At 63.4% G+C, this 25215-nt stretch carries 26 protein-coding genes and 1 tRNA gene; 11 read left to right on the forward strand and 16 right to left on the reverse strand.

Going from position 1 to position 25215, the window contains the following annotated elements; all coding sequences use genetic code 11:
• The first annotated feature begins 333 nt into the window (after positions 1-333).
• Positions 334-410, forward strand: a tRNA-His gene (locus I6F24_RS16825).
• A gap of 408 nt (positions 411-818) precedes the next feature.
• On the opposite strand, the gene I6F24_RS37605 is transcribed toward I6F24_RS16825, so the two are convergent.
• Positions 819-950, reverse strand: coding sequence for a hypothetical protein (locus I6F24_RS37605; protein ID WP_275970271.1), 132 nt, complete (start codon positions 948-950; stop codon positions 819-821).
• A gap of 353 nt (positions 951-1303) precedes the next feature.
• On the opposite strand from I6F24_RS37605, the gene I6F24_RS16830 reads away from it, so the two are divergent.
• The gene (locus tag I6F24_RS16830; RefSeq protein ID WP_225151052.1) at positions 1304-2554 is read left to right on the forward strand and encodes a vanadium-dependent haloperoxidase; all 1251 of its coding nucleotides are present in this window, start codon (positions 1304-1306) and stop codon (positions 2552-2554) included.
• 181 nt (positions 2555-2735) lie between these two features.
• Here I6F24_RS16830 and I6F24_RS16835 read toward each other — a convergent pair whose 3' ends face one another.
• Together I6F24_RS16835 and I6F24_RS16840 are read right to left on the reverse strand one after the other, a co-directional pair.
• Positions 2736-3140 carry a nuclear transport factor 2 family protein gene (locus I6F24_RS16835; RefSeq protein WP_036040132.1) on the reverse strand — a complete coding sequence of 135 codons (405 nt, stop codon included), beginning with the start codon at positions 3138-3140 and terminating at the stop codon, positions 2736-2738.
• Between the two features lie 346 nt (positions 3141-3486).
• Positions 3487-3687: an AEC family transporter gene (locus I6F24_RS16840; protein ID WP_225114085.1), complete on the reverse strand. Its 201-nt coding sequence runs from the start codon at positions 3685-3687 to the stop codon at positions 3487-3489.
• On the opposite strand from I6F24_RS16840, the gene I6F24_RS16845 reads away from it, so the two are divergent.
• The gene (locus tag I6F24_RS16845) at positions 3686-3892 is read left to right on the forward strand and encodes a hypothetical protein (protein WP_225144281.1); all 207 of its coding nucleotides are present in this window, start codon (positions 3686-3688) and stop codon (positions 3890-3892) included. The genes I6F24_RS16840 and I6F24_RS16845 overlap by 2 nt on opposite strands.
• Positions 3893-4346: 454 nt before the next feature.
• Complete coding sequence (locus I6F24_RS16850; RefSeq protein WP_225151054.1) at positions 4347-4844, forward strand: DinB family protein; 498 nt, start codon at positions 4347-4349, stop codon at positions 4842-4844.
• 28 nt (positions 4845-4872) lie between these two features.
• On the opposite strand, the gene I6F24_RS16855 is transcribed toward I6F24_RS16850, so the two are convergent.
• The 3 genes from I6F24_RS16855 to I6F24_RS16865 all read right to left on the reverse strand — a co-directional run bounded on the left by I6F24_RS16855 (position 4873) and on the right by I6F24_RS16865 (position 7524).
• The gene (locus I6F24_RS16855; protein WP_225114083.1) at positions 4873-5277 is read right to left on the reverse strand and encodes a nuclear transport factor 2 family protein; all 405 of its coding nucleotides are present in this window, start codon (positions 5275-5277) and stop codon (positions 4873-4875) included.
• Between the two features lie 154 nt (positions 5278-5431).
• On the reverse strand, positions 5432-6355 hold the full coding sequence (locus tag I6F24_RS16860; RefSeq protein ID WP_225151056.1) for a CoA ester lyase: 924 nt from the start codon (positions 6353-6355) through the stop codon (positions 5432-5434).
• Between the two features lie 2 nt (positions 6356-6357).
• Positions 6358-7524: a CaiB/BaiF CoA-transferase family protein gene (locus I6F24_RS16865; RefSeq protein WP_225114081.1), complete on the reverse strand. Its 1167-nt coding sequence runs from the start codon at positions 7522-7524 to the stop codon at positions 6358-6360.
• 363 nt (positions 7525-7887) lie between these two features.
• On the opposite strand from I6F24_RS16865, the gene I6F24_RS16870 reads away from it, so the two are divergent.
• Positions 7888-8238: a hypothetical protein gene (locus I6F24_RS16870; RefSeq protein ID WP_036009533.1), complete on the forward strand. Its 351-nt coding sequence runs from the start codon at positions 7888-7890 to the stop codon at positions 8236-8238.
• A 501-nt stretch (positions 8239-8739) separates the two neighbouring features.
• On the forward strand, positions 8740-9417 hold the full coding sequence (locus tag I6F24_RS16875) for a ParA family protein (protein ID WP_025032179.1): 678 nt from the start codon (positions 8740-8742) through the stop codon (positions 9415-9417).
• 69 nt (positions 9418-9486) lie between these two features.
• Here I6F24_RS16875 and I6F24_RS37610 read toward each other — a convergent pair whose 3' ends face one another.
• The 5 genes from I6F24_RS37610 to trxB form a co-directional block, all read right to left on the reverse strand.
• Complete coding sequence (locus I6F24_RS37610; protein WP_260345777.1) at positions 9487-9615, reverse strand: hypothetical protein; 129 nt, start codon at positions 9613-9615, stop codon at positions 9487-9489.
• Between the two features lie 147 nt (positions 9616-9762).
• Positions 9763-9912: a hypothetical protein gene (locus tag I6F24_RS16880; protein ID WP_167361666.1), complete on the reverse strand. Its 150-nt coding sequence runs from the start codon at positions 9910-9912 to the stop codon at positions 9763-9765.
• Between the two features lie 292 nt (positions 9913-10204).
• The gene (locus I6F24_RS16885; protein ID WP_225151058.1) at positions 10205-11113 is read right to left on the reverse strand and encodes a 4-hydroxy-tetrahydrodipicolinate synthase; all 909 of its coding nucleotides are present in this window, start codon (positions 11111-11113) and stop codon (positions 10205-10207) included.
• A gap of 446 nt (positions 11114-11559) precedes the next feature.
• Positions 11560-12483, reverse strand: coding sequence for a LysR family transcriptional regulator (locus I6F24_RS16890; protein ID WP_025032176.1), 924 nt, complete (start codon positions 12481-12483; stop codon positions 11560-11562).
• A 4-nt stretch (positions 12484-12487) separates the two neighbouring features.
• On the reverse strand, positions 12488-13453 hold the full coding sequence (gene trxB / locus I6F24_RS16895; protein ID WP_128264079.1) for a thioredoxin-disulfide reductase: 966 nt from the start codon (positions 13451-13453) through the stop codon (positions 12488-12490).
• Between the two features lie 266 nt (positions 13454-13719).
• Between trxB and I6F24_RS16900 the strand changes: the two genes are divergently transcribed.
• Entirely contained in the window at positions 13720-14199 is a 480-nt protein-coding gene (locus I6F24_RS16900; RefSeq protein WP_008135853.1) for an Lrp/AsnC family transcriptional regulator, read from the forward strand.
• Positions 14200-14438: 239 nt separating this feature from the next.
• Here I6F24_RS16900 and greA read toward each other — a convergent pair whose 3' ends face one another.
• From greA to I6F24_RS16915, 3 genes are all read right to left on the reverse strand, one after another.
• A complete protein-coding gene (gene greA / locus I6F24_RS16905) occupies positions 14439-14912 on the reverse strand; it encodes a transcription elongation factor GreA (protein ID WP_036009537.1) in 474 nt (157 codons plus the stop codon).
• A 213-nt stretch (positions 14913-15125) separates the two neighbouring features.
• Positions 15126-18590 (reverse strand): carbamoyl-phosphate synthase large subunit, encoded by a 3465-nt coding sequence (carB, locus tag I6F24_RS16910; protein WP_225144279.1) that lies wholly within the window; start codon positions 18588-18590, stop codon positions 15126-15128.
• Positions 18591-19023: 433 nt separating this feature from the next.
• Positions 19024-19725 (reverse strand): class I SAM-dependent methyltransferase, encoded by a 702-nt coding sequence (locus I6F24_RS16915; RefSeq protein WP_057027719.1) that lies wholly within the window; start codon positions 19723-19725, stop codon positions 19024-19026.
• A 105-nt stretch (positions 19726-19830) separates the two neighbouring features.
• On the opposite strand from I6F24_RS16915, the gene I6F24_RS16920 reads away from it, so the two are divergent.
• A complete protein-coding gene (locus I6F24_RS16920) occupies positions 19831-20355 on the forward strand; it encodes a DNA starvation/stationary phase protection protein (protein ID WP_225151060.1) in 525 nt (174 codons plus the stop codon).
• A gap of 139 nt (positions 20356-20494) precedes the next feature.
• Here I6F24_RS16920 and I6F24_RS16925 read toward each other — a convergent pair whose 3' ends face one another.
• Complete coding sequence (locus tag I6F24_RS16925; protein ID WP_225114077.1) at positions 20495-21016, reverse strand: cupin domain-containing protein; 522 nt, start codon at positions 21014-21016, stop codon at positions 20495-20497.
• Positions 21017-21263: 247 nt separating this feature from the next.
• A complete protein-coding gene (gene carA / locus I6F24_RS16930; protein WP_225114076.1) occupies positions 21264-22454 on the reverse strand; it encodes a glutamine-hydrolyzing carbamoyl-phosphate synthase small subunit in 1191 nt (396 codons plus the stop codon).
• Positions 22455-22600: 146 nt separating this feature from the next.
• Here carA and I6F24_RS16935 point away from each other — a divergent pair, with 146 nt between their 5' ends.
• From I6F24_RS16935 to I6F24_RS16945, 3 genes are all read left to right on the forward strand, one after another.
• Positions 22601-23311, forward strand: coding sequence for an alpha/beta fold hydrolase (locus I6F24_RS16935; protein ID WP_225151062.1), 711 nt, complete (start codon positions 22601-22603; stop codon positions 23309-23311).
• Between the two features lie 51 nt (positions 23312-23362).
• Complete coding sequence (locus I6F24_RS16940; protein WP_225151064.1) at positions 23363-23818, forward strand: GatB/YqeY domain-containing protein; 456 nt, start codon at positions 23363-23365, stop codon at positions 23816-23818.
• 221 nt (positions 23819-24039) lie between these two features.
• On the forward strand, positions 24040-25176 hold the full coding sequence (locus I6F24_RS16945; RefSeq protein ID WP_225151066.1) for an epoxide hydrolase family protein: 1137 nt from the start codon (positions 24040-24042) through the stop codon (positions 25174-25176).
• Positions 25177-25215: the final 39 nt, after the last annotated feature.

Consider the following 25215-nt stretch of genomic DNA (forward strand, 5'->3'; position numbering starts at 1 on the left):
CGTCATGCCCGGGCTTGTCCCGCCTGCGCGGCCGAAGCCGCTTCGGCGCGGCGAAGGCCCGGGCATCCACGTTCTTGGGGCCGCGGGCAGAAGCCGTGGATGGCCGGGACAAGCCCGGCCATGACGATGTGGGACCTAGAACGCCCCAATCGTCGGGGTCATATGCGAGGTCTCCCCACCGCGCCCGATTTCCCCGCGCCGACGATGATTTCACCCGGTTTTTCACCCCATTGCGGCCTTGCCAAACCGGGCCGTTGCACCTAGTTTCCGCCCCGTCCAGCCCCCTCGGCGATGAGCCTTTTCAGGCAGCCCCAAGGCGCGGCTCGCAAGGATGCAGTTGTAGCTCAGTTGGTTAGAGCGCCTGTCTGTGGAACAGGAGGTCGGTGGTTCGAGCCCACCCAACTGTACCAGCGGGATCAACCAGTTAGCATCGGTCGCTATTTGCTCGACCGTTTGAGTGGCGCGCTCCCTACGGCCGCGGCTTAAAGAGATCGGCGAGCCTCTCGACGGGATCCTAAGGCAAAGCCACTCCCGGCGATCTCCAGATCGTCAAGAACTGACGGACTGCGTCTCGAAATCGCCGAACGACGCGGCGTGGCAGCGAGTGGAAACAATAAGTTTGCGGCGGAGCCAAACTTGCCGCGCTCTTTCGATGCTTTCCCGAGTTGCGCTTCGCACTTCTTAGGAACGCCAGTTTTCCGGCCTCAACTCGAGACGCAAACCTCAGGCTCAGCGCTAGCGCGCCACCACCCACACCACCACCGGTAACGTCACCGCCGCCAGCAGCGTGCCCAGCGCCACTGCGCCCGACACCGGGTTCACCATCCGCTGATACTGCACGGCGCAAATGTACGCATTGCGCCGGTCGGCATCGCCGCGAACAGCACGATGACGCCGGCGATCGGCGGCAGGTCGAGCAGTCTTGCAAACAGGAATGCAGAGGCCGGCATTGCCGCAAGCTCGAGCGCGCGCATCACCAAAAATGCTCTGCCGCTCGCTCTTCACCTCGCGCGAAACAAACAGATGCCGAGATTGATCAGCGCCGTCGGCGAGCCCGAATGCGCAAAGGATGTGATGATTGTTCGGAAGACTGCCGAGATTGCAGGTCGTGCATCAGGTAAGCCAGTCGATCTTACTGTTTGGGGCGCGCCTCAAACTCTTTTCGACGAAAGCGAGGACGGGTGTAAACTGTTTCACAGCAGCCGGCTGGCTGCGACCTTAAGATCGTTCTGCACTTCTACGTTCTTGTGCGGCTCGTCCGTACAAGATGTCGCTCTCTGTTGAAACAACGAGGAGCATGAAGATGAAGACGTTTCTTGCAACGAAATCTCCATTCCTGATCATCGCCACTCTTGCAGTTTGCATCGGCACTGCGCGTGCCGATGTCATCATGGACTGGAATGCGAAAGCAGATGCGATTGCCGCTGAAAAGAAGGTGCTGCCTGTGCCACAGGCCCGCACGATGTCGATGCTTCACGTTGCCATGTTCGAGGCCGTGAACGCGATCGACAGGCGATACACGCCATACAAGCTGGATCTCGTGGCAGACCGCTCCACGTCCAAGGAAGCCGCAGCGTCGACTGCGGCTTACAACATTCTTCTGACGATCTATCCGGACCAAAAAGCTGCCCTCGATGCGGCATTGATTGCATCGCTTTCCGGCATTCCGGACACGGAGGGAAAGGCGAAGGGAATCGAGCTTGGAAAGGTGGCCGCTTCCGGCGTGATGGCGTTGCTCAGGGATGACGGCAATGATGTCCAGGAGACTTATCGTCCCTATACAGCCCCGGGGGCCTATGTGCCGACCGTGGTGCCGATCGGCACGACGGCTGGAATAATGTCCCCTTGGGTCATGACATCGGTCTCACAATTCCGTCCAGCGCCACCTCCGGCGCTTGATTCCGAGACCTGGACCAGAGACGTCAACGAAATTCGGGAGCTCGGCGCTCGCAACAGCACCACCCGAACGGCAGAGCAGACCGCGATCGGACGAGTCTGGTTTCTGGTCGGGCCTCCCAGCTTCAATCCAATCGTCCGGCAGGTCGCCTTGGCCAAGCACATGGACGTCGTTGACTGCTCGCGCCTCTTCGCCCTCACCGAGATCGCTGCGAACGACGCAATCGTTGCCGTCCTTGATGCGAAGTATCATTACAACTTCTGGCGGCCTGTAACGGCCATACGCAACGCGGACATCACGCACAACCCGATGACGCCACGCGAAGCGTCTTGGTTGCCGCTGGGTGAAACGCCGATGCATCCCGAATACCCCTGCGCCCACTGCATCGTATCGGCGGCGGTGTCCACGGTTCTCCGGTCCATCGCGGGCGACGAGGTCGGAGAGCTAACGATGACCAGCCCCACTGCGCCAGGGGTGACTCGCAAATGGACCAAGCTCCAGGATTACAGCGATGAGGTCGCAAATGCCCGCATCTATGCCGGTTTCCATTACCGTTTCTCGACGGAGGTCGGAAAGGACATGGGCCGTAAGATCGGTGACTTGACTGTCGGGACACAGCTTCGCGGGCTGGAAGCGCGAGCTGAACCGAAGCAGTAAGCCGGCGTGCAGGTACACTGCGAACCACACAGAGGTCGAGAAGCGCTCGACATCGAGGCATCCAGGCTCGAGATGGCAGAACAAGTCGACGTTCGAACATGGTGGGCAGGGCCGCCAGTGCTCTGCCCACTCATATGGCGGCTTGCTGCCCGCTCTGAAGCAAATCGAACTTCATCGTCCTTCAGGAGATCATCGCCTTGACCTGCGCCGTATCCGCAAACTCGATCAGCTCGACGATCTTGCCATCCTGAAATCTGAACAGGTCCAAAAGCTCGGTACTGAACGTCTTGCCAGTTGGATGGTAGCGGACGTCAAGGCGGGAATGGACCGCGACGCGATCACCGTCGACCAGCTCGGCCAGGATTTTGCGGTTTTCGAAGCCGAAGTTCTTGATCAATTCACCGAAAACCCCTCGTAGGGCTGGGTGACCCTGCACGCTTCCTGCCAGTTCGAGCGTGCTCTTGTCGCCCTTCAAAGTGAATGCGCCCTCGGGATGAAAGGTCGTCACCAAGCCCTCGACGTCATCGTCGCCGCGCGCGGCGTAGGCGTGCCGGATCGTTGCGAGCATGTCTTCGCGCTGTGCCATGTTACCCTCCCTACAACGTATCAGGCAGACTAGCGACCTTTGCGTGTAAACGCAAAACTATCGCGGGTGGTGCGAGGGCTCCAGCGCGCCGAAGCAGCATCGTTCGTTTTCGTTCCCCGATACTGCAAGAAAACGGCGGCGAGCACCGGCGAACCTTTTCACGACCCCAGGTGTTTGTAGCTGCGGCAGGACTGACAACGCTGAGGGAGCTGAGCTATGAACGGTATCATCTATATCATCGGGCTGATCGTCGTGATTGCTGCGGTGCTCTCGTTCTTCGGCCTGCGCTGATGATGGATTGGGCGCAGCGAGGCCGTGAGGCGTCGCCGGCAAAGCCTTTGACGCCTCACCCCGCCACCACCCACACCATCACCGGCAGCGTCGTCGCCGCCAGCAGGGCGCCCAGCGCCACTGCGCCCAACGCCGGTTTCACCCGCCGCTGATACTGCATGGCGAAGATGTACGCGTTCGCACCGGGCGGCATCGCCGCGAAAAGCACGATGGCGCCGGCGGCGATCGGCGGCAGGCCCGGCAGCTTGGCCAGCATGAACGGATATTTCGGTGATAGTGCACGAAACTGCACAACATCGGGCGAGATCGATCTTGTCACCGCCCGCGGTCACCCTAACCTCGCGCAGTACTACGCGAGCCGCCTGAGTTTCCCGGAAAGTCTGCTCCTGAACACTTATATCAAGCCGCGCGATCGAATTGTGGGCCTGCGTTCGGCTGGACAAATTCGCCATTTGGAGTAGCCTTTTCAGACACAGCAACATGTTGGCGGAGGTTCTCCGTGGAACATCGCGGCGTAAGCTTCTCGGTCGTTGAGATGAGCTACCCGGCTGGTTGGAAGTGGACTGTCGGAAAGGGCCGAACAGTGTCGGTCGGTGTCTGTGCGACGAGGCTCGACGCGATCCGCCAGGCTCAGACCTTCATCGACGCGATCATGGACTGGGCTGCCTAGGCTAAAGTCAGAATACTCGCTCTCGATTGGTCATGCCGAGCACCGTAAACCAGCAGCTGAGTTTCTGTCGGCGCGGCGCTACCTCCCCCCTACGGTGACAGTGCACCAAACCCCGATTTCGTGGGGCGTTCATTAGACCACTGGCGAAGGCCAATTTTCTGGACTGTCACGGTACTGTAGCTGCCTCACGTCTGGGGCAACATCCCGAGATCAGCCAGCATCGACAATCTTTGGAGCCTGAGAAAATGATCTCAGCCGAATACTGCCGGCTTATGTCCCGCTACAACATTTGGCAGAACGCCTCTTTGGTAGCTGCCGCCGACCGGCTGACCCACGAGGATCGCTGGAAGGATCGAGGGGCGTTCTTCCGGTCGATTGCAGCTACGTTGAACCATCTCTATTGGGCTGATGCCCTCATACTGGAGCGGCTGACAGGGAATGCGCGTCCAGAGCAAACCATCAAGCACTCCCTCGCAAATCCCTCGGATTGGGAGGCCTTCAAGGCGCTCCGCTTGCAACGGAACGAGGAAATCGAAGCGTGGTCAGCGCGATTGCGCGACGCGGATCTGAACGGGATGCTCGTTTGGTATCCTGCAGACGGTTCGACTCGGATCGAGAAACCAAAGACGCTGGTGGCTGTTCAACTCTTCAATCACCAGACCCACCATCGAGGTCAGGTGCACGCGATGTTGACGGCAGCGGGTGCAGACCCAGAGCCGACTGACCTTCATCTTCTGGCGTAGCGCGAGGACGCTTCATCCATCTCGCAGGTCAGGAGATCATCGCCTTGATCTGCGCCGTATCCGCAAACTCGACCAGCTCCGCGATTTTGCCATCCTGAAATGTGAACAGGTCCACGATCTCGGTGCTGACCGCTTTGCCGGTCGGGTGGTATCGCACGGTGACGCGGGAGTGGACGGCGACGCGATCGCCGTCGACCAGCTCGGCGAGGATCTCGCGGCCTTCGAAGCCGAAGCCTTCGGTGAATTGATGGAAAGCTTCGCGCAGGGTCGGGTGGCCCTGTATGCGTCCTGTCAATTCGAGCGCACCCTTGTCGCCCATCAGGGTGAATGCGCCCTCGGGATGAAAGGCCGTCACCAGGCTATCGGTGTCACCGCCATCGCGCGCGGCGTAGCCGGCCCTGATCAATGCAAGCATGTCTTCGCGGTTCGCCATGTGCCCCCTCCCTGCAATGTGTATCGGGGCAGCCTAGCGACCTTTGCGTGCAAAGGCAAAGTGATTGCAATCGTGCTGCGATTGCTCAGCGTGGCGCGATCCAGGCCCGTTAGCTGGCTGTACAGCGACACCGCCTGAGCGCGCGTTTCGGTCCCTACGACCCCAGCCCAATGATCCTCCGCGCCATGCGCACATTGGCATAGTCGATCATCTTGCCGTCCAGCGTCACCGCGCCCTGTCCCAGCGCCTCGGCCTGCTCCATGGCTTCGACGATCCGCCGCGCCTGGGCCAGCTCCTCGGCCGAGGGCGTGAACGCGCGCAGCGTCGGCTCGATCTGGTCGGGATGGATCACCTGCTTGCCGTCAAAGCCCATCGCCGCGGCCTTTTGCGCGCTGGCCTCGGTCAGTCCAGCATCGCGAAATGCGCCGCAGGGGCCATCGATCGCGCGCAGGCCGCACGCGCGCGCGGCGACCAAGAGGCGCATCATGGGATAGGCGAACAGGTCGAGCGGCGCGGCGGCGTAGCCGCTCTGCGCCGATCCGACATGACGGTAACCATCCGGCGAAATGCCGATGTCGGAGGTGCGGGCGCCGAGCGAGGCTGCGAGGTCGCCGACGCCGAGATGCAGCGCGGCCACGCTGTCGTGGCACGCGGCGAGCGCGTCGACATTGACGAGGCCGAGCGCGGTCTCGATCAGCAGCTCGAGCGTAACAGGCGCGGCGCGATCCGGCGCGGCTGCGCGGAAACGATCGGCGATAGCGACGATGTCGCTCACCCGCTCCGCTTTTGGCACGATCAAAGCATCGAGCCGGGGCAGGGCCGCCAGTGCGCGGATCTCCTCCGCGATGAACGGGCTGTCGACCGCATTGAGCCTGATGGCGACGTGCTTGTTGCTCCAGTCCAGCGAGGACAGCGCGCGGACGGCTTCCGCCAGCGCAACGCCCTTCTCCGCGGGCGGCACGGCGTCTTCGAGGTCCATGAACACCGCGTCCGCCGATGATGCCGCCGCCTTGGCGACGACACGGGCGCGATGCGCGGGAACGGCGAGATAAGCCCGCGTCGGGCGCTGCGAGGCCATTCTCACGTTCCCTTAACGAGGCCAAGTTCGCCGAGGATCTTCTCGTTGTGCTCGCCGACATCAGGCACCGGATCCATCCGCGGCGTCACGCCGGGAATGGTGAGCGCGGGCAGGAAGCTCATCACCGGCCCGCACGGCGATCCCACGCTTTGCACCCGCGCACGGGCATGAAGCTGCTCATGAGCTAAGAAAGCCTCGACCGAGTTCAGATGCGCATTTGCGATCGCGGCTTCGTCCAGCAGCCGCAGCACCTCCTCGCTGGTCATCGATGCAAAGCGCTGCTCGATATGCGATTGCAGCTCGTCACGGTTCTGCATGCGCAGCGGATTGGTGCGGAAGCGCGGGTCGTCGGCGAAGTCGGCATCATCAAGCACGATGCGGCACAGCGAGCGCCATTCCCGATCGTTCTGGATGCCGAAAAAGATCGTGTTGCCGTCGCCGACGCGGAACGGGCCGTAAGGCGCGATCGTCGCATGCTTGGCACCGGTGCGCGGCAGCGGCCGGCCGGTACTCATCGTGTAGAACGCGGGATAGCTCATCCAGTCCGTGATGGAATCGAACAGCGAGGCCTGGAACGCCGTGCCCTTGCCGGTGCGTTCGCGGCGATACAGTGCCATCAGCACCCCGTTCAGAATGTACATGCCAGTGGCGATATCGACGACGGATAGCCCCACCTTGGCCGGCTCCGCCTCGGTGCCGTTGATGGCGAGCACGCCGGCCTCGCACTGCACCAGGAGATCATAGGCCTTCTTGTCGCTGTAGGGGCCATCAGTGCCATAGCCGGAGACGTCGCAGGCGATCAGGCGCGGATATTTGCGCAGTAGCGATGCGGCATCGAGGCCGAGCCGCTCCGCCGCGCCGGGCGCGAGGTTCTGGATGAACACATCGGTGCGCGGCAGCAGGGCGTCGAGCACCTTGCGGCCCTCGGGACTCTTGATGTCGATGGCAAGGCTCTCCTTGGAGCGGTTGGTCCAGACGAACTGGCTCGACATGCCGTTCATGACGTGATCGTAGTCACGGCAGAAATCGCCGCTGCCCGGCCGCTCGATCTTGATCACCCGCGCGCCCCAATCCGCCAGGTGCCGGCTCGCCAGCGGCGCCGCGATCGCCTGCTCCAGCGAAACCACCGTCACTCCCGACAGCGGCAGCTCCGCTTCATTTCCCGTCATGTGATTGTCCTCCTCGTGTGCGCTTTTCCGACCAGCGCAGGAGACAGGCCGGCCACCCCACGCGCATCTTTTTGAGGGTGACATGATGCCCCTGTTTTGCCCGACAAGTCAAATTTGGCTTCGAAAAATCCTAAAATTCGGCGACGTGAGCGTTTGCAATGACTTGGCTACTGTGCATGGGGTTGTTTTCTCACTTTTGTGTTTTGGGGCCGACAGCGGCGCCTTCGTTTCCTTTCCCGGAACTGCCGAGGCCCCTGACCTGTTGCCGAGAGCGCACACGTGCCGGCTTTCGCACTTGCCCTCGGTTGCCAACGAACAGCCGTTCACCCACTATTCGCGCTGACTCGTGATGTGGGGGGATCGATGCCGGCGTTTCGCTTCAAGTCCTTTGCAAAGCCCTTGGCCGTTGCAAGCCTCGCGCTTGCCCTGGCCATCCTGGCGCTGCCGCGCGCCGGCTTCGCCTACACCCAGGAGGAGCAGCAGGCCTGCACGCCGGACGCGATGCGGCTGTGCGGCGAGTTCGTCCCGAACGTCGATGCCATCACCGCCTGCATGATCAAGAAGAAGGCGCAGCTCTCGCCGCAATGCGCGGTGTTCTTCCGCCGCGGACCGGCGCCGCGCGAGCAGCGCGCCGGCAAGCCGACCCAGATCGCGCCCAAGGCTGCGAAGAAGACCGCCAAGCCGGCGCCGAAGAAGAAATCCAGCCAAGGCTGAGCGCCCAGCGGCCAAGGCTGAGTGCCCAGCGACCAAGGCTGAGCGCCCAGCGACCAAGGCTGAGCGCCCAGCGACCAAGGCTGAGCGCCCAGCAGCGCGTTCCGGTTTGAAACTCCGCCGAAGGCGCGCAATCGCGCGCTTTCCTCGTTCCGGCCCTGACATCGGCTTCGCGACAGATTGCGGACTCGTTTTGTTCGCACGACGCCGGAAGGCTTGCATCGATTGACGGGCGTGCGCCCCTGAAAAGAAAGCGCGCGGCAGGTTTGCGCGGCAAGGTTGCATTCCGCTTTTGTCCCGCGCATTGCTCAAAAAACGCACAGACGCCCCGCACGGGCGGCATTTCGATGCGGCCCGTGTCCGCCTCCTGCGAAGCAGTGTGACTCAAAAGCCAACACGTCTTGTTATTTCGTGGCTGTCGCGCAGCTCCCGACAAATTTTTCTTTCACGAATCAGCGCGCTGATTCATTTTCGCGGCCTGGGGTCAATCTGGAGGCGGAAGGTATGAACGTCATTGTTTTTGCATCACGTAAAGGCGGTTCGGGCAAGAGTACCCTCGCCGCGCATCTCGCCGCGCAGATCAAGGCGAGCAAGCAGGTCATGCTGGTTGACGCCGATCCGCAGGGCTCCCTGACGCTGTGGCACAAGCTCCGCGGCACCAACGAGCCCCCGATCAAGGCTGCCGTCAACTCCGTCAGCGGCATCGTCTCCGCGGCCAAGCGCGACGGTTATGAATGGGTGTTGATCGACACGCCGCCGAACCTGTCGGCCGTCGTCGACGACGCGATCAAGAACGCCACCATGGTGGTCATCCCGGCGCGTCCCGGCGTGTTCGACGTCAACGCCGTGCAGGAAACCATCCAGATGTGCCGCGCCGCGCGCAAGCCCTATGCGGTCGTGCTCAACGGTGCCCCGGCCAAGCGCGACGAAGCCGAAAGCCCGATCGTCACCATCGCCCGCGAAGCACTGGCGAAATTCCGCGCTCCGGTGTGGGGCGGCCAGATCACCAATCGTTCGGATTTGTTGATGGCGCTCAGCCACGGCGAAGGCGCGCGCGAATATCAGGCCGAGAGCCGTGCGGCTCAGGAAATCGCAAGACTGTGGGCGGCGATCGAGCGTTCGGTCAAGGCTATCCGCGGCACCGCATCGGCCTCCGGCGCAATGCACAAGCAGGCAGCTTAATTTTCATTGATCATGTCGAACGGCGAAAAACGCGCGGGAAGTCCGCGCGTTTTGCGTTTCTGATTTCGCTCACGCCACCATCAGCATGTAGAACACGATGACCGGCGACAGGGTCAGGATTACCGACCAGATGCCGACGGCCCAGAGAATGTCCTCGGTGCTGAAGCCCTGCTGTTCGGCGTCGAAATGCGACGCCATTTCATTCTGACTATTCACAAACGCCCCCGCGATTTCTTCGCTTATGGACGTCAGTGATAGCAGCGATGTTTTAAGATCCGGATCGCATCTGCCCGTGCATTTTGAACACAGGTGCTACCACGGATTAACCATCCCGCGCGCGCAGCTTCAGCCGACCAGCCAGACGCGAAACAGCAGCACCGGCATCAGGCCGAGCATCACGGCCCAGAACCCGAACGACGAGACGACGAGAATTCCCTTCAAGAGATCGGCGGGCGCGAACTGGCTCGCGGCGGTAGGCCGGGTGCGATACCCCATGGTCATTTCCCCTTCGGTAACTCTGGACAGAACGATAGGCGCGATTGCGTAAACGAGCCGTGGATACGGATTGCGGCAGCTGCGAAGGCCGTTGGGGCGCGGTTAACCAAACGGGCACGCTTCACCCTCTCCCCTTGTGGGAGAGGGTGGCTCGCCGCGGAGCGGCGAGACGGGTGAGGGGTCTGTCTCCACACAAACAGTCTTTTGCGCTTGGAGAAAACCCCTCATCCGGCGCTTCGCGCCACCTTCTCCCACAAGGGGAGAAGGAAGAGCAGCGTGCACGGAGAGAAAACTACGCCGCGATCGTCACCCGTCGCTCGATCTCGCGATCGATCGTTGCCGCGAGCTCGCTGCTCACTTCCACCATCGGCAGGCGCACCTCCGGGCTGTCGATCAGGCCGGATCGCCACAGCCAGTACTTCGCCGGCGCGGGGCTCGGCTCGGCGAACAACAGCCGCGTCAGCTCGCCGACCTCGTGCCAGCGCGCCAGCGCCGCATCGTGGTTGCCGCGCTTGTGCTCGCTATAGATTGCCGCAAACGTTGCGGTCTCGACATGGGCTGAGAGCACGATGCCGCCGTCGGCGCCGTCACTGAGTGCCTCGAAGAAATTGGCGTCCTCGCCGGTGAGCACGCGAAAGCCCTTCGGCCGGTCGCGCAAGAGCGCGATCGATTGCTCCCGGCTCGCGCCGCAATCCTTCAGGCCGACGATGTTCTTGTGCTCGGCAAGGCGCAGCATGGTCTGGTTGGTGATGTTGACGGCGCAGCGATAGGGAATGTTGTAGAGCGCGATCGGCCATGCAGCGTGGTCGGCGAGCGTCTCGAAATGCGCCAGCAGGCCGCGCTGCGACGGCCGCACATAATAGGGACTGGCGATCAGGTAACCGTCGATCGGCCAGTCCGCGGTCTCGTCGAGGCGCTCTTGCAGACGCGAGGTGTCCGCACCGGACAGTCCGAGGCAGATCGGCAAGTTGCGGCCGGCGGTCGCCATCTCCTCGCGCACCACGGCGACGAGACGTTCGAGCTCGGCCGCGCGCAGTGTCATGCCTTCACCGGAGGTCGCGCCCAGGATGAAGCCGTCGATGCCGTGCGCGCAATAGTGCCGGGTCAGCCGCCGCAGCGACCTCTCGTCCAGCGCGCCGTCCTGGAACGGCGTCACCAGCGGCAACCACAGCCCGTGCAATTGGTCTCGTAGTCCGGTCATGTTTCCATCTCCTTCTCGGGAAAAATGCCTGAGACGGAGGGCACATGAAAAAACCCCGTCCAGGCGGCGGGGTTTTCGGGATTGGCTCGCGATGACGAAGTCAGCTTAGCGCGCGCAATATTCCGAGGCCCCGGGATGGGGGCCTTTTTTCGAAACGATTGCGCACGACTTCGTGATCATGGGCGAATGATGCGGGGTATGCGCGGAACTGTCAACACACGCGGAGAGCGAAGCACATTTTGACGAAAAAAAGCCGGACCCGAGGGCCCGGCTTAGGTATTGGCCACGTGAGGCCGACACAATCACCTTCCAAGAGGGATTACTGAACTCCCGCGCCACTGGAGGAGGGGGACAAATGCGCAACGCGAAGGCTCAGCGTGCAAACATTATGGGCTTGCCGAGTGCCTTGCAGCAACAGCCGAGGCCGCATGTCAGTCATGCGGAAATCAGGACGGCCAGCGTTGCGCCTTGCTCACCACGAAGTCACGGAACACCTGCACGCGCGCGACCGTCTTCAACTCCTCGGGATAGACGAAGTAGGTGTCGAGCTGGATCGAGTCCGACTCGCCGAACAGCTGCACGAGCTTGCTCTGCTCCTCGACCAGGTAATCGGGCAGGGCGGCGATGCCGAGGCCCTGCGCGCAGGCGCGCACGAGACCGAGGATGTTGTTGACCTTGAAATAGGCTTCGCGCGGACCCGAGCCGTTGCGCCCGGCTTCGATCAGCCAGTTGCGGTTTTGCAGGTGCGGCGCGAAATTGCCGTCCGAGAGCGTGATGATGCGGTGGGAGTCGAGCTCCTCCAGCGTGCGCGGCGTGCCGAAGCGCTTGATGTATTCCGGCGAGCAATAGGCGTGGAAGCCCATCGCGAACAGCTTGCGCTGGATCAGATCCGGCTGCGTCGGCTTGCGGGTGCGGATCGCGACGTCAGCCTCGCGCATCGACAGATCGAGCTCCTCGTCGGTGACGATCAGCGAGATGCGGATCTCCGGATAGAGCGCGGTGAATTCGCCGAGCCGCGGGATCAGCCAGTTGATGCCGACGCCGGGCGTGGTGGTGATCTTGAGATCGCCGCTCGGCCGTTCGCGGCTGTCGGTCAGCTTGGCGCGCGCCGCCTGCAGCTGCATGAACACGTCATGCGCCGTGCGGAACAACAGGTCGCCCTGCTCGGTAAGGATCAGGCCGCGGGCGTGGCGGTGGAACAGCGAGACCGAGAGCTCCTGCTCCAGCGCCGAGACCTGGCGCGACACCGCCGATTGCGACAGGCCGAGCTGCTCGCCCGCATGCGTGAAGCTGCCCGCTTCCGCCGCGGCGTGAAACACCTTCAGCTTGTCCCAGTCCATATCCGTAAATCCGTCGCGTGTTCGGGGCATGATTCTATTCCGCTGCCGCGCGCTCGCTGGCGCGAAGGGCCAAGAAACGTTCGGCTTCGAGTGCGGCCATGCAGCCGAGGCCGGCGGCCGTCACGGCCTGGCGATAGGTTTCGTCGGCGACGTCGCCGGCGGCGAACAGGCCGGGCATCGAGGTCGCGGTCGAGTTCGGGGCGACCTCGATATAGCCGGAGGGTTTCAGCTTGACCTGATCCTTGACCAGCTCGGTCGCGGGCGCATGCCCGATGGCGATGAAGATGCCGTCGGCCTTGACGTCCGTGAGCGCGCCGGTCTTGACGTTCTTGAGCCGGACATGGGTGACCTTGTTGGGGTTCTCGGTGCCGCAGATCTCGTCGACCGCGGCGTCCCAGATCACCTTGATCTTCGGATGCTTGAACAGGCGCTCCTGCAGGATGCGCTCGGCCCGGAAATGATCGCGACGATGCACGATCGTGACCTGCGAGGCATGGTTGGTGAGGTACAGGGCTTCCTCGACTGCGGTGTTGCCGCCGCCGACCACGATCACCTCCTTGCCACGGTAGAAGAAGCCGTCGCAGGTGGCGCAGGCCGACACGCCGCCGCCCTGGAACTTGGCTTCCGACGGCAGCCCGAGCCAGCGCGCCTGCGCGCCGGTGGCCAGGATCACGGTCTCGGCGAGATAGACGTCGCCAGAGTCGCAGGTGAGGCGGAACGGCCGCTGCGCCGTCTCCAGCTTGGTCACCAGGTCGGAGACGATCTTGGTGCCGACATGGACCGCCTGCTTCTCCATCTGCTCCATCAGCCAAGGGCCCTGGATCACGTCGGCGAAGCCTGGATAGTTCTCGACGTCGGTCGTGATGGTGAGCTGGCCGCCGGGTTGGATGCCCTGGATCAGGATCGGCTCAAGCATCGCGCGCGCGGCGTAGATCGCGGCGGTGTAGCCAGCCGGGCCGGAGCCGATGATGACGACCTTTGCATGAACAGGAGCGGACATTTCGATGGACGCCTTTCACGGGGGATTTGCAGCGCGGGCGCGGAATGTGCCGGGAGGCCTAGCGGAGGCGCTGAAATATCAGAGCTAATCTAAGCAATCTGGCGAGCCATGCAAGAATTGCATTCCCTATCGGCGGATTTTTCCAACAGGGAACAAAAGTCGATTGCGCTGCACGCGCAATAAAATTGCGCCGCCGGTGCGTATTGGGCTATGAGGATTTCGACAAATCACCCAATACCGCCGCAAAGGCCAGGAGTTCCAATCACGTGTCGCGGAACCTAGACGAGATCGACCTGAAAATTCTCACCGAGATTCAGGCCGACGGTCGAATCACCAATGTCGAACTGGCCAAGCGCGTCGGCATCTCGCCGCCCCCCTGTCTGCGCCGCGTCCGGGCGCTGGAGGAGGAGGGTTACATCCACGGCTATCGCGGCCTCCTGGACGCACGCAAGCTGGGCTTCGACGTGACCGTTTTCGCCGCCGTGCACCTGTCCAGCCAGGCCGAAGCGGATTTGCGCGCGTTCGAGGAGTTCGTCCGCGCCGAGCCCCTGGTGCGGGAATGCTGGATGCTGTCCGGCGAGGTCGATTTCATCCTGAAATGCGTCGCACCCGACATGGCGACCTTCCAGGATTTCGTCACGCATCTGACGGCGGCACCGCATGTCCGCAACGTGCGCACGTCATTGGTGCTGCACAATTCGAAGTACGAGGCGGCCGTGCCGCTCGAGGTGAAGGGACGACGTTAGGGTCTTCTCCCTCTTCCCGTTCTTACGGGGAGAGGTGAAGACCAGTCCACGGTCCTCTCCGTCATTGCGAGCGGAGCGAAGCAATCCAGTGTCTTTCCGCAGAGGCAGTCTGGATTGCTTCGCTCCGCTCGCAATGACGTGTGGTGAGAACGTGTGTCCGCCACAACTCCAGCAACACGCCAAAAAGGCCGCGCACTGCGCGGCCTTTTTGAAACGTCAGCAGACGCAGCGGCAAGTCCTTACCGCCACTCCACCTTGGTGATCTCGTACGCCTTGGCGCCGCCCGGCGTGTTGACCTCGACCGTGGCGCCCTTCTTCTTGCCGATCAATGCGCGTGCGAGCGGCGAGGTGATCGAGATCCGGCCCTTCTTGGCGTCCGCCTCGACCTCGCCGACGATCTGCCACACCGTCTTCTTCTCGGTGTCCTCATCGACCAGCGTCACGGTGGCGCCGAACTTGATGGTGTCGCCGGAGAGCTTGGAGATGTCGATGATGTCGGCGCGCGCGAGCTTGTCCTCGAGCTCGGCGATGCGACCCTCATTGTGCGACTGCTCTTCCTTCGCGGCATGATATTCCGCGTTCTCCGACAGGTCTCCGTGCGAGCGCGCCTCCGCGATATGCTCGATGATCCGCGGACGGTCCACGGACTGGCGCTGCTTCAATTCTTCCCCGAGCGCGACAAAGCCGGCCTGGGTCATCGGAACCTTTTCCATCGTCTCTCTCGTCCTTCGATCGTGCGCCCCAGAATGCGGATGGGCGCCGCAACCTTGATTCGTCAGTCCTCCAGAGCCCAAAGAGGGGCTGCCGGACCTTGACAGATATGGGCTTTAGCGCCGGAACAGAACTGCCACCTGGCCGGATCGGTTCCTCCGGCCATTGTGGCTTCATTGCCAATCACTTAGCGGAAGCTTCGCTGCCGCTAGCGATCAGGTTTCCGAAAAGTAGCTCTGCAGGGTACGAACCTCAAGGTCCCCGCCCAGATAGGCGCGGATGCCCTGCGCGGCCGCCACGGCCCCGGAAAGAGTGGTGTAATATGGCACTTTATGCAAGAGGGCCGCGCGCCGCAGCGAGCGGCTGTCGGCCAGCGCCTGCGGGCCTTCGGTGGTGTTGAAGACGAGCTGGACGTCGCCATTGGTGATGGCATCGACGATGTGCGGCCGCCCTTCCAGCACCTTGTTCACCTTCTCGGTCGGGATGCCCTGGTCGGTCAGGAAGCGCGCCGTGCCCGAGGTCGCCAGCACCTTGAAGCCGAGCGAATGCAATTCGCGCACGGCATCCGCGATGCGCGTCTTGTCGCTTTCGCGCACCGAGACGAACACGGTGCCCTTACGCGGCACCCGCGTGCCGCCGCCGAGCTGACTCTTGGCGAAGGCGACCGCAAACGAGCGGTCGATTCCCATGACCTCGCCGGTCGAGCGCATCTCGGGGCCGAGCACAGTGTCGACGCCGGGGAAGCGTGCGAACGGGAAGACCGATTCCTTGACGCCGACGTGCTTGAGTGCCGCCTTCTTCAGCTTGAAATCGGCAAGCTTCTCGCCGGCCATGATGCGCGCGGCGATCTTGGCGACCGGCGTGCCGATCACCTTGGCGACGAACGGCACGGTGCGCGAGGCACGCGGATTGACCTCGAGCACGTAGATCTCGCCGTCCTTGATGGCGTATTGCACGTTCATCAGGCCAATGACGTCGAGGCCGAGCGCGAGCTCGCGGGTCTGCCGCTCCAGCTCCTCGATCATTTCCGCATCGAGCGAGTGCGGCGGCAGCGAGCAGGCGCTGTCGCCGGAATGGATGCCGGCTTCCTCGATGTGCTCCATGATGCCGACGATGAAGGTGTCCTTGCCGTCGCACAGGCAGTCGACGTCGATTTCCGTGGCATCCGACAGATAGCGGTCGAACAGCAGCGGGTTCTTGCCGAGCACGGTGTTGATCTGCCCGGTCTTGTCGTTCGGATAGCGCGCCTTGACATCGGCCGGCACCAGCTCCGGCAGCGTGCCGAGCAGATAATCATTGAGCTGGTTCTCCTCGCGGATGATCTGCATCGCACGGCCGCCGAGCACGTAGGACGGGCGCACCACCAGCGGCAGGCCGAGATCGGCGGAGACGAGGCGGGCCTGCTCGACCGAGTAGGCGATGCCGTTCTTCGGTTGCTTGAGGCGCAGCTTGTCGAGCACGCGCTTGAAGCGGTCGCGGTCCTCGGCGAGGTCGATGGCGTCGGGTGAGGTGCCGAGAATCGGCACTTCGGCGGCTTCCAGCGCACGCGCCAGCTTCAGCGGGGTCTGGCCGCCGAACTGCACGATCACGCCGTGCAGGGTGCCGTTGCTGCGCTCCTTGGCGATGATCTCCAGCACGTCCTCGGCGGTGAGCGGCTCGAAATAGAGCCGGTCGGCAGTGTCGTAGTCGGTCGACACCGTCTCCGGATTGCAGTTGACCATGATGGATTCGTAGCCGGCGTCGTGCAGCGCGAAGCAGGCGTGACAGCAGCAATAGTCGAACTCGATGCCCTGGCCGATCCGGTTGGGACCGCCGCCGAGAATGATGACCTTCTTCTTGTCGGACGGCGCGCTCTCGTCCGCGGGCAGGCCGGCGAACGGCGCCTCATAGGTCGAGTACATGTAGGCGGTGGGCGAGGCGAACTCGGCCGCGCAGGTGTCGATGCGCTTGTACACCGGGTGGACGCCGAGCGCATGGCGCTTCGCCTTGACTTCGGCCTCCGTCGTCTCGGCCAGCACGGCGAGCCGCGCGTCGGAGAAGCCCATGGCCTTCAGCGTGCGCATGCCGAAGGCGTTGCCAGGCAGGCCGTTCTTCCTGACCTTCTCCTCCATCTCGACGATGCCGCGCATCTCGGCGAGGAACCACGGATCGATCTTGCAGGAGTTGAAGATGTCCTCGTTCGACCAGCCGAGCCGCATGGCCTGGGCGACCTGGAGGATGCGGTTCGGCGTCGGAGTGCCGAGCGCGGCGCGGATCGCGTTCTTGTCGTCGTCGCGGCCGAGGCCCTCGATCTCGATCTCGTCGAGGCCGGTCAATCCCGTCTCGAGCCCGCGCAGCGCCTTTTGCAGGCTTTCCTGGAAGGTGCGGCCGATCGCCATGACCTCGCCGACCGATTTCATCGAGGTGGTCAGCGTGGTCGAGGCGCCCGGGAATTTCTCGAAGGCAAAACGCGGCACCTTGGTGACAACGTAGTCGATGGTCGGCTCGAACGAGGCCGGCGTCGCGCCGCCGGTGATGTCGTTGGCGATCTCGTCGAGCGTGTAGCCGACCGCGAGCTTGGCGGCGACCTTGGCGATCGGAAAACCGGTGGCTTTCGAGGCCAGCGCGGAGGAGCGCGACACGCGCGGATTCATCTCGATGACGACCATGCGGCCGTCTTCGGGATTGACGCCGAACTGAACGTTGGAGCCGCCGGTCTCGACCCCGATCTCGCGCAGCACCGCCAGCGAGGCGTCGCGCATGATCTGGTATTCCTTGTCGGTCAGCGTCAGCGCCGGCGCCACCGTGATGGAATCGCCGGTGTGCACGCCCATCGGATCGAGGTTCTCGATCGAGCAGACGATGATGCAATTGTCTTTCTTGTCGCGCACCACCTCCATCTCGTACTCTTTCCAGCCGAGCACGGACTCCTCGATCAGCACTTCGTTGGTGGGAGACGCGTCAAGGCCGCGCTCGATGATGTCGAGGAACTCTTCCTTGTTGTAGGCGATGCCGCCGCCGGTGCCACCCATCGTGAAGGAGGGGCGGATGATCGCGGGCAGGCCGATCTCGGACAGCGCCATCATGGCCTGGCCGAAGGCGTATTCCTGGTAGCGCTTGCGACGCTCGCTCTCGCCGAGCGTCCACTGCCGGTCGAGCTCTTCGAGCGCGGCGCCCGACAGCTTCTCGCGTTCGGCCTGGTACTTCTCGCGGAACGACTTCTTCAGCTCGGAGGCGTTGGCGAGCCGAGACTTCGGCGTCTCGAGCCCGATCTTGGTCATGGCCTCGCGGAAGAGCTGGCGGTCTTCCGCCTTGTCGATGGCATCGGCGGTGGCGCCGATCATCTCGACGTCGAACTTCTCCAGCGTGCCCTGGCGGCGCAGCGACAGCGCGCAGTTCAGCGCGGTCTGGCCGCCCATGGTCGGCAGCAGCGCGAAGCCGCCGGGGACGACGTGACGTTCCTTCTCGATGATCTTGGCGACGATCTCGGGCGTGATCGGCTCGATATAGGTCGCATCCGCCAATTCCGGGTCGGTCATGATGGTGGCCGGGTTGGAATTGACGAGGACGATGCGATAGCCCTCTTCCTTCAGCGTCTTCACCGCCTGCGTGCCCGAATAGTCGAACTCGCAGGCCTGGCCGATCACGATGGGACCGGCGCCGATGATCAGGATGGTCGAGATGTCGGTTCGTTTGGGCATCACCGCTCACGGGCTGGGATCTGGGCACAAAAAAAGGGCGCGCTTGCCGCGCGTCCCCATTTGGCGAGAGCGCGGGGTCTCCCTCGCGCGCGGGTGGGTCTTAAACCAGTTTTTGGAGCGGCGAAACCCCGAAAAACGCCCATCAACCGCCAATTTTCAGGGGTTTGACGGTGCGTTGCCGGCATCGTCGGGGCGGGCGGGCAGTCCGTCTCCGCTTCCGCTATGCTCCAGCTACGCCGGACACGCTTCGCCCCTTCGGGTCTTGCGTGGCTGCGCCACGCGTAGCCCCGCAGGGGCGAAGCGTGGAGACCCGGCCTGGATTTGAACCAGGATGAAGAGCGATGCACCGCCCCCGCGTAGACATTTCCGCCACCGGGCCATCAGGATTATTCCCGATCGGCGTGCGCCAGGCCACCTCAGCTGATCGTTATGCTTAACGGACCAGAGGCGGCCTCGCGATGAAGGTCATGCGCCAGCGGTTGTGCCCGATATTGCTGTGGGCGCGCTGGACCGCGAAGCCCGCCGCCTTCAGCTTGGCCGTGATCTCGTCCTCGCTGTAGCGCTGCAGTCCGATCTTCGAGCGCAGCTGGCGATAATCCGACAGCGCGGTGCTGATCAGCCCGATCAGCGCGTCCTTCAGAAATCCGTGACGCAGGCCGAACCCGAGCAGCGCCATCACATCCCTGACCATGCCGACATTGGGCTGTAGGATGTCGCCCAGCACCAGCTTGCCGGAGGGTTTCAGGATGCGGCGGATGTTCAATAGCGCCGCATCGAGCTCGTCCGGCGTCATGTATTGTGCGACCGAGTTCATCACGACGAGATCGATCGACTGATCCTGCATCTTGCGGACGTCCTCGAGCGAGCGGACGCGGATCTTGGTGTTTGGGGCAAACCGCGCGATCAGCCGGCCGCGCACGCCCGGCGCGGGCTCGGCCAGGATCAGCATGCCGCAGGCGGCCGCCACCTGGCTCGCCGACAGCGCTTCGCCGCAGGCATAGTCCAGCACCGTCGCATCGGGCGAGGGGATGTAGCCGATGATGTCCCGCGCAATGATCTGGAAGTGCAAGTCGCGATGCAGCTTGCTGACATAGATCGTATGCGTCGAGTCGTAATAATCGATCCAATCGTCCATTGGTATCCCGCCCAGGGGTTCCTATCTAGGAACCGCGCTGCCCACCTTGCGTTAGGGGTGCGGCGGCGCGCCGTCAATGTCCGCGTCCTAACAGGAAGGTCTCCCGTGAGCAAAACCAACAACAAGGTCTCGCCCGAACTCGATACCCCCACGGATCTGTCGCCCGACGGGGTCAAGAAAGTCTCTGAGGCGCTCAACGTGCTTCTGGCCGACGCGTTCGCGCTTTATCTGAAGACCAAGAATTTTCACTGGCACATCAGCGGGCGCCACTTCCGCGATTACCACCTGCTGCTCGACGAGCAGTCCGACCAGATCTTCGCCACCACCGACCAGCTCGCCGAGCGCGTCCGCAAGATCGGCGGCACCACGCTGAGGTCGATCGGCCAGGTCGCAAAGCTCCAGACCATCAAGGACAACAACGAGGACTACGTCCCGCCGCGCGAGATGCTGCGCGAGCTGATGCAGGACAACAAGCACGTCGCAGCCGCGATGCGCAAGGCGCACGACGTCTGCGACGAGGCCGGCGACGTCGCCAGCGCCAGCATTTTGGAGAACTTCATCGACGAGACCGAGCGGCGGACCTGGTTCCTGTTTGAAGCGACGAGGCAGGAGGGCGGCAACGAGCCGTAACGGGATGCGTAGGGTGGGTTAGCCTCGCAGAAGCGCGAAGCGCATCTGCAAGGCGTAACCCACCACTGTCTCTGTCCGCGGAAACAGAAGAGGTGGGTTACGCCTTTGGCTAACCCACCCTACTGCACCACGCGTGTGGCTACCGCCACAACCGCATCAGCGCGCCGTCCTTCCCCGTCACGGGATCAGCCGGCGGCAGCGCCACTTGCGGAATCGTCTTCAGCGCTTTCGCATGGTTCTCCGGCGTTGCGCGCGTGATCTCCATTTTTGCGCCTGGCGGATAGGCGCCGATCACGCAAAAATCATCGCTCGCCTTGATGCATTGATGTCCGGTGCCGGCGGGCAGGATCGCAACGTCGCCGGCCTTGATCTGAAGCTCCTGGCCGTGATCGCCGCCGAAACGCACGCGGGCGCTGCCGCGCGCGACGCCGAGCACCTCATGCACCGTCGCATGATAATGCAGATAATCGTAGACGCCGTTGCGCCACGTCCCGCCCCAGCCGTTCGCTTCGAACAGATTCTCGATGGTCTCTTCCGGGCGCTTTGGGTCGAGCTTCACCGCGCCCTGGTAGACCAGGAACGGAAGGATGTTGTTCGGCACGAGCCCGTCATCCTCGAAAACAATGGCGAGCGGCTCGGCCTTGTCGCGGACGACGGACATGGCTGTGCTCCTGCGCAAGAATAGCAGGGATCAACCAAACGCGTGCGGCGACGTTCCTCGTTCCACCGTCATTCCGGGGCGACGCGCAGCGTCGAGCTATGATGCGCAATTGCGCATCAGAGAATCCATGACACTGCAAAGTCTGTTGTCAGATGGATTCCGGGCTCGCGCTACGCGCGCCCCGGAATGACGAAAAGCCCGGGGCGAGCCCGGGCTTTTGTCGTGAAGTATCCGTGGAGAACGCGCCTTACGCCCTCTTCCTCTGCCGCATCAGGTCGGCGAAGCGCTGGAACAGGTAATGCGAGTCGCGCGGGCCGGGTGAGGCCTCGGGATGATATTGCACGGAGAATACCGGCTTGCCGTCGAGCTGGATGCCGCAGTTGGATCCATCAAACAAGGAAATGTGGGTCTGCGTCGCGCCCTTCGGCAGCGTCGTCTCGTCCACGGCAAAGCCGTGGTTCATCGAGGTGATCTCGACCTTGCCGGTGGTCTCGTCCTTCACCGGGTGATTGGCCCCGTGATGGCCCTGATGCATCTTCTTGGTCTTGGCGCCGACGGCAAGGCCCAGCATCTGGTGGCCAAGGCAGATGCCGAAGGTCGGCGTGCCCGACTTGATCACGTCGCGGATCACGGGCACGGCATATTTGCCGGTCGCGGCCGGATCGCCCGGACCGTTGGACAGGAACACGCCGTCCGGCTTCAACGCCAGGATGTCTTCGGCGGGGGTCGTCGCCGGCACCACCGTCACCTTGCAGCCGACACCGGCGAGCAGGCGCAGGATGTTGCGCTTGATGCCGTAGTCGATGGCGACGACGTTGAACTCGGGCTTGTCCTGGCGGCCGAAGCCCTTGTCCCAGGCCCAGGGCATCTCGTCCCAGGTGAAGCGCTGGCCGCTCGTCACCATCGGCACGAGGTCCATGCCTTCGAGCCCCGGCCATTCGCGCGCCTCTTCCTTGAGGCCGTGCAAATCGAACTCGCCAGACTTCGAGTGCGCGATCACGGCGTTCGGCATGCCCTTGGAGCGGATCAGCGCGGTCAGCGCGCGGGTGTCGATGCCGGAGAGGCCGATGATGCCGCGGGCCTTGAGCCAGGCATCGAGATGCTTGGTGGCGCGGTAGTTCGAGGGATTGGTGATCGCGGTGCGCAGGATCACGCCGCGCGCGCCGGGCGTCGCGGCCATGTTCACCGTCTCGATATCCTCGTCGTTGGTGCCGACATTGCCGATATGCGGGAAGGTGAAGGTGATGAGCTGGCCGGCATAGGAGGGATCGGTCAGGATCTCCTCATAGCCGGTCATTGCGGTGTTGAAGCAGACCTCGCCGACGGCGTGGCCCTCGGCGCCGAGACCAAAGCCCTCCAGCACCGTGCCGTCGGCAAGCACGAGGAGCGCGGTCGGTTTGTGGTCCGGCCAGGCGGGATCGTTGTCATGTTGTGTCATGAGCCCGCTTCATAAGCCCCCCGCGTGTGCACGTCAAAGCGAGAGAGCGCCGATTCACATGCGTTTTTGCATATTTGACAGGCCTCCTCCCACCCTTAAGCTCGGACGCACAATTTCCGGCAATTTCCTGGGCTTGCGAGGCAATAATGGACCAGACCACCCCCATTGTGCTGGTTCCGGGGCTGGCGTCCTCGGCCCGGATCTATGCGCCCGTGATCCCCGCGCTCTGGCGTTTCGGGCCGGTGACGGTCGCCAACCACATCCGCGACGACAGCATGGTTGCGATCGCCCGCCGCATCCTCGCCGAGGCGCCGCCGCGCTTTGCCCTCGCCGGCCATTCCATGGGTGGCTACATCGCCTTCGAGATCATGCGCCAGGCCAGCGAGCGCGTGACAAAACTCGCGCTGATCAACACGCAGGCGCGGCCCGACTCGCCGGAGGCCACCGCGCGCCGCCGTGCCCAGATGGAGCGCGCCAGACGCGGTGAGCTCCGTGCCGTGCGCGAGGAGAGTTTTCCGGAGCTCGTGCATCCGTCGCGGCGCGACGATGCCGAGATTCTCAGGCTCGTGCATGCGCAGGACGAGGACGTCGGCGTCGAGGGCTATCTGCGGCAGCAGGCCGCGATCATCGCGCGGGCGGATTCGCGGCCGACCTTAGCGACAATCAAATGCCCGACGCTGGTGCTGACGGGCGATGCCGACAACACCATCCCCAACGCCTTCTCCAAGGAGATGGCCGAGGGGATCGCCGGCGCCAGGCTCGTGATCCTCGATCGCTGTGGGCACCTGCCGCAAGCCGAGCGGCCGGAAGCGACCGTTCAAGCGCTGACCGAATGGCTCCGAACCGAGGTTGTCTGAAGGCCACGAACGGCCTAGATCAAGCGTTGGATATTCGAAGGGATCACGATCATGCTGCGCGACGACATCAACAATGCGGTCAAGGAGGCCATGAAGGCCAAGGACGAGCGCAAGCTGTCCACGCTGCGCATGGTCAACTCGACCATCAAGAACGCCGACATCGACGCGCGCGGCAGCGGCAAGCCGCCGCTGTCGGACGCCGACATCCTGGCAGTGCTGCAGAAGATGATCAAGCAGCGTCAGGAGGCGGTCGAGCTCTATGACAAGGGCGGCCGCGCCGAGCTTGCCGCACAGGAGCGCGAGGAGATCGCGGTGATCTCGGCGTATCTGCCGAAGCAGATGCCCGATGACGACGTGAAGAAGGCGATCGCGGATGCGATTGCCGAGACCCGCGCTGCCGGCATGAAGGACATGGGCAAGGTGATCGCCGTGCTGCGCGCGAAGTACGCAGGGCAAATGGATTTCGGCAAGGCGTCTGGTCTCGTGAAGGCAGCGCTGTCGGGCTAGCTTCTTCCCCTCTCCCCTTGTGGGAGAGGGTGGCTCGCCGCGTAGCGGCGAGACGGGTGAGGGGTCTTTCTCCGCGAGCGATCCTCTCCCAGTAGTTCACGCGGATAGAGACCCCTCATCCGGCGCTTCGCGCCACCTTCTCCCACAAGGGGAGAAGGGGCACCTTTGATGCCGCATAGGTTCGGTCTACTCTCCCGGCAGAAACAAATCGGGAGCAACCGATGACCGCCATCAATCCATTTCGCATCGCCATCGGCGACGACATCCTCGCCGACCTGAAGTCACGCCTTGCCCGCACACGCTGGCCGGAGGCCGAGCTAGTCGACGACTGGAGCCAGGGCGCGCCGCTGAAATGGATCCAGGAGATCTGCACCTATTGGGCCAACGCGTATGACTGGCGCTCGCGCGAGGCAAAGCTCAATCGCTTTGCGCAGTTCACCACGGAGATCGACGGCCTCGACATCCACTTCATTCATGCGCGCGCGAAGGAGCCGTCGGCGCTTCCGTTGATCATCACCCACGGCTGGCCCGGCTCCATCGTCGAGTTCCAGAAGGTGATCGCGCCGCTCACCGATCCCGCCGCGCATGGCGGCAATCCCGCCGATGCCTTTCACGTGATCTGCCCCTCGCTGCCTGGCTTCGGCTTCTCGGGCAAGCCGGGGACCACCGGCTGGGGCGTCGATCGCATTGCCGCGACCTGGGCCAAGCTGATGGACCGCCTGGGCTACGCGCGTTATGGCGCGCAAGGCGGCGACTGGGGCTCGGCGGTGACGACCTCGCTCGGAGCGCAGGACCCCACTCATTGCGCCGGCATCCACATCACGCTCGCCTTCAACGCGGCACCGAAGGTCGAGGGCGAGCCGACGCCAGAGGAGAAGCGGGCGCTGGCCGGCCTCAAGCACTACGCCGATCTCGACTCCGGCTATTCCAAGCAGCAGTCGACGCGGCCGCAGACGCTCGGCTATGGCCTGACGGATTCGCCGAGCGGCCAGGCGGCCTGGATCCTGGAAAAATTCTGGGCCTGGACCGATTGCAATGGCCACCCCGAAAACATCTTCAGCAAGGACGAGCTGCTCGACAACGTCATGCTCTATTGGGCGACGCAGACGGCGACCTCGTCGGCGCGGCTCTATTGGGAGAGCTTTGGCAAGCGCCGCACCACGCCGGTGGTGAAGGTGCCGACGGGTGTCGCGGTGTTCCCCAAGGAGATCGTCACGCCGGTGCGGCGCTGGATGGAGCCGAACTTCCATGACATCACGCATTGGAGCGAGATGGAGAAGGGCGGTCACTTCGCCGCCTTCGAGCAGCCGGAGCTGTTCGTGCGCGATGTCCGGAAGTTTTTTGCGACCGTGCGGTGAGTCTCCGCCGTCATTCCGGGGCGACGCGTCAGCGTCGAA

The organism is Bradyrhizobium sp. BRP23, from assembly GCF_020194135.1.
GTDB lineage: Bacteria > Pseudomonadota > Alphaproteobacteria > Rhizobiales > Xanthobacteraceae > Bradyrhizobium > Bradyrhizobium yuanmingense.

Excerpts from the sequence above, each read along its gene's own strand:
- I6F24_RS37605 (WP_275970271.1), bottom strand. The coding sequence starts at position 950 with ATGCCGGCCTCTGCATTCCTGTTTGCAAGACTGCTCGACCTGCCGCCG.
- I6F24_RS16830 (WP_225151052.1), top strand. The coding sequence starts at position 1,304 with ATGAAGACGTTTCTTGCAACGAAATCTCCATTCCTGATCATCGCCACT.
- I6F24_RS16835 (WP_036040132.1), bottom strand. The coding sequence starts at position 3,140 with ATGGCACAGCGCGAAGACATGCTCGCAACGATCCGGCACGCCTACGCC.
- I6F24_RS16845 (WP_225144281.1), top strand. The coding sequence starts at position 3,686 with ATGAACGGATATTTCGGTGATAGTGCACGAAACTGCACAACATCGGGC.
- I6F24_RS16840 (WP_225114085.1), bottom strand. The coding sequence starts at position 3,687 with ATGCTGGCCAAGCTGCCGGGCCTGCCGCCGATCGCCGCCGGCGCCATC.
- I6F24_RS16850 (WP_225151054.1), top strand. The coding sequence starts at position 4,347 with ATGATCTCAGCCGAATACTGCCGGCTTATGTCCCGCTACAACATTTGG.
- I6F24_RS16855 (WP_225114083.1), bottom strand. The coding sequence starts at position 5,277 with ATGGCGAACCGCGAAGACATGCTTGCATTGATCAGGGCCGGCTACGCC.
- I6F24_RS16860 (WP_225151056.1), bottom strand. The coding sequence starts at position 6,355 with ATGGCCTCGCAGCGCCCGACGCGGGCTTATCTCGCCGTTCCCGCGCAT.
- I6F24_RS16865 (WP_225114081.1), bottom strand. The coding sequence starts at position 7,524 with ATGACGGGAAATGAAGCGGAGCTGCCGCTGTCGGGAGTGACGGTGGTT.
- I6F24_RS16870 (WP_036009533.1), top strand. The coding sequence starts at position 7,888 with ATGCCGGCGTTTCGCTTCAAGTCCTTTGCAAAGCCCTTGGCCGTTGCA.
- I6F24_RS16875 (WP_025032179.1), top strand. The coding sequence starts at position 8,740 with ATGAACGTCATTGTTTTTGCATCACGTAAAGGCGGTTCGGGCAAGAGT.
- I6F24_RS37610 (WP_260345777.1), bottom strand. The coding sequence starts at position 9,615 with ATGGCGTCGCATTTCGACGCCGAACAGCAGGGCTTCAGCACCGAGGAC.
- I6F24_RS16880 (WP_167361666.1), bottom strand. The coding sequence starts at position 9,912 with ATGGGGTATCGCACCCGGCCTACCGCCGCGAGCCAGTTCGCGCCCGCC.
- I6F24_RS16885 (WP_225151058.1), bottom strand. The coding sequence starts at position 11,113 with ATGACCGGACTACGAGACCAATTGCACGGGCTGTGGTTGCCGCTGGTG.
- I6F24_RS16890 (WP_025032176.1), bottom strand. The coding sequence starts at position 12,483 with ATGCCCCGAACACGCGACGGATTTACGGATATGGACTGGGACAAGCTG.
- trxB (WP_128264079.1), bottom strand. The coding sequence starts at position 13,453 with ATGTCCGCTCCTGTTCATGCAAAGGTCGTCATCATCGGCTCCGGCCCG.
- greA (WP_036009537.1), bottom strand. The coding sequence starts at position 14,912 with ATGGAAAAGGTTCCGATGACCCAGGCCGGCTTTGTCGCGCTCGGGGAA.
- carB (WP_225144279.1), bottom strand. The coding sequence starts at position 18,590 with ATGCCCAAACGAACCGACATCTCGACCATCCTGATCATCGGCGCCGGT.
- I6F24_RS16915 (WP_057027719.1), bottom strand. The coding sequence starts at position 19,725 with ATGGACGATTGGATCGATTATTACGACTCGACGCATACGATCTATGTC.
- I6F24_RS16925 (WP_225114077.1), bottom strand. The coding sequence starts at position 21,016 with ATGTCCGTCGTCCGCGACAAGGCCGAGCCGCTCGCCATTGTTTTCGAG.
- carA (WP_225114076.1), bottom strand. The coding sequence starts at position 22,454 with ATGACACAACATGACAACGATCCCGCCTGGCCGGACCACAAACCGACC.
- I6F24_RS16935 (WP_225151062.1), top strand. The coding sequence starts at position 22,601 with ATGGACCAGACCACCCCCATTGTGCTGGTTCCGGGGCTGGCGTCCTCG.
- I6F24_RS16940 (WP_225151064.1), top strand. The coding sequence starts at position 23,363 with ATGCTGCGCGACGACATCAACAATGCGGTCAAGGAGGCCATGAAGGCC.
- I6F24_RS16945 (WP_225151066.1), top strand. The coding sequence starts at position 24,040 with ATGACCGCCATCAATCCATTTCGCATCGCCATCGGCGACGACATCCTC.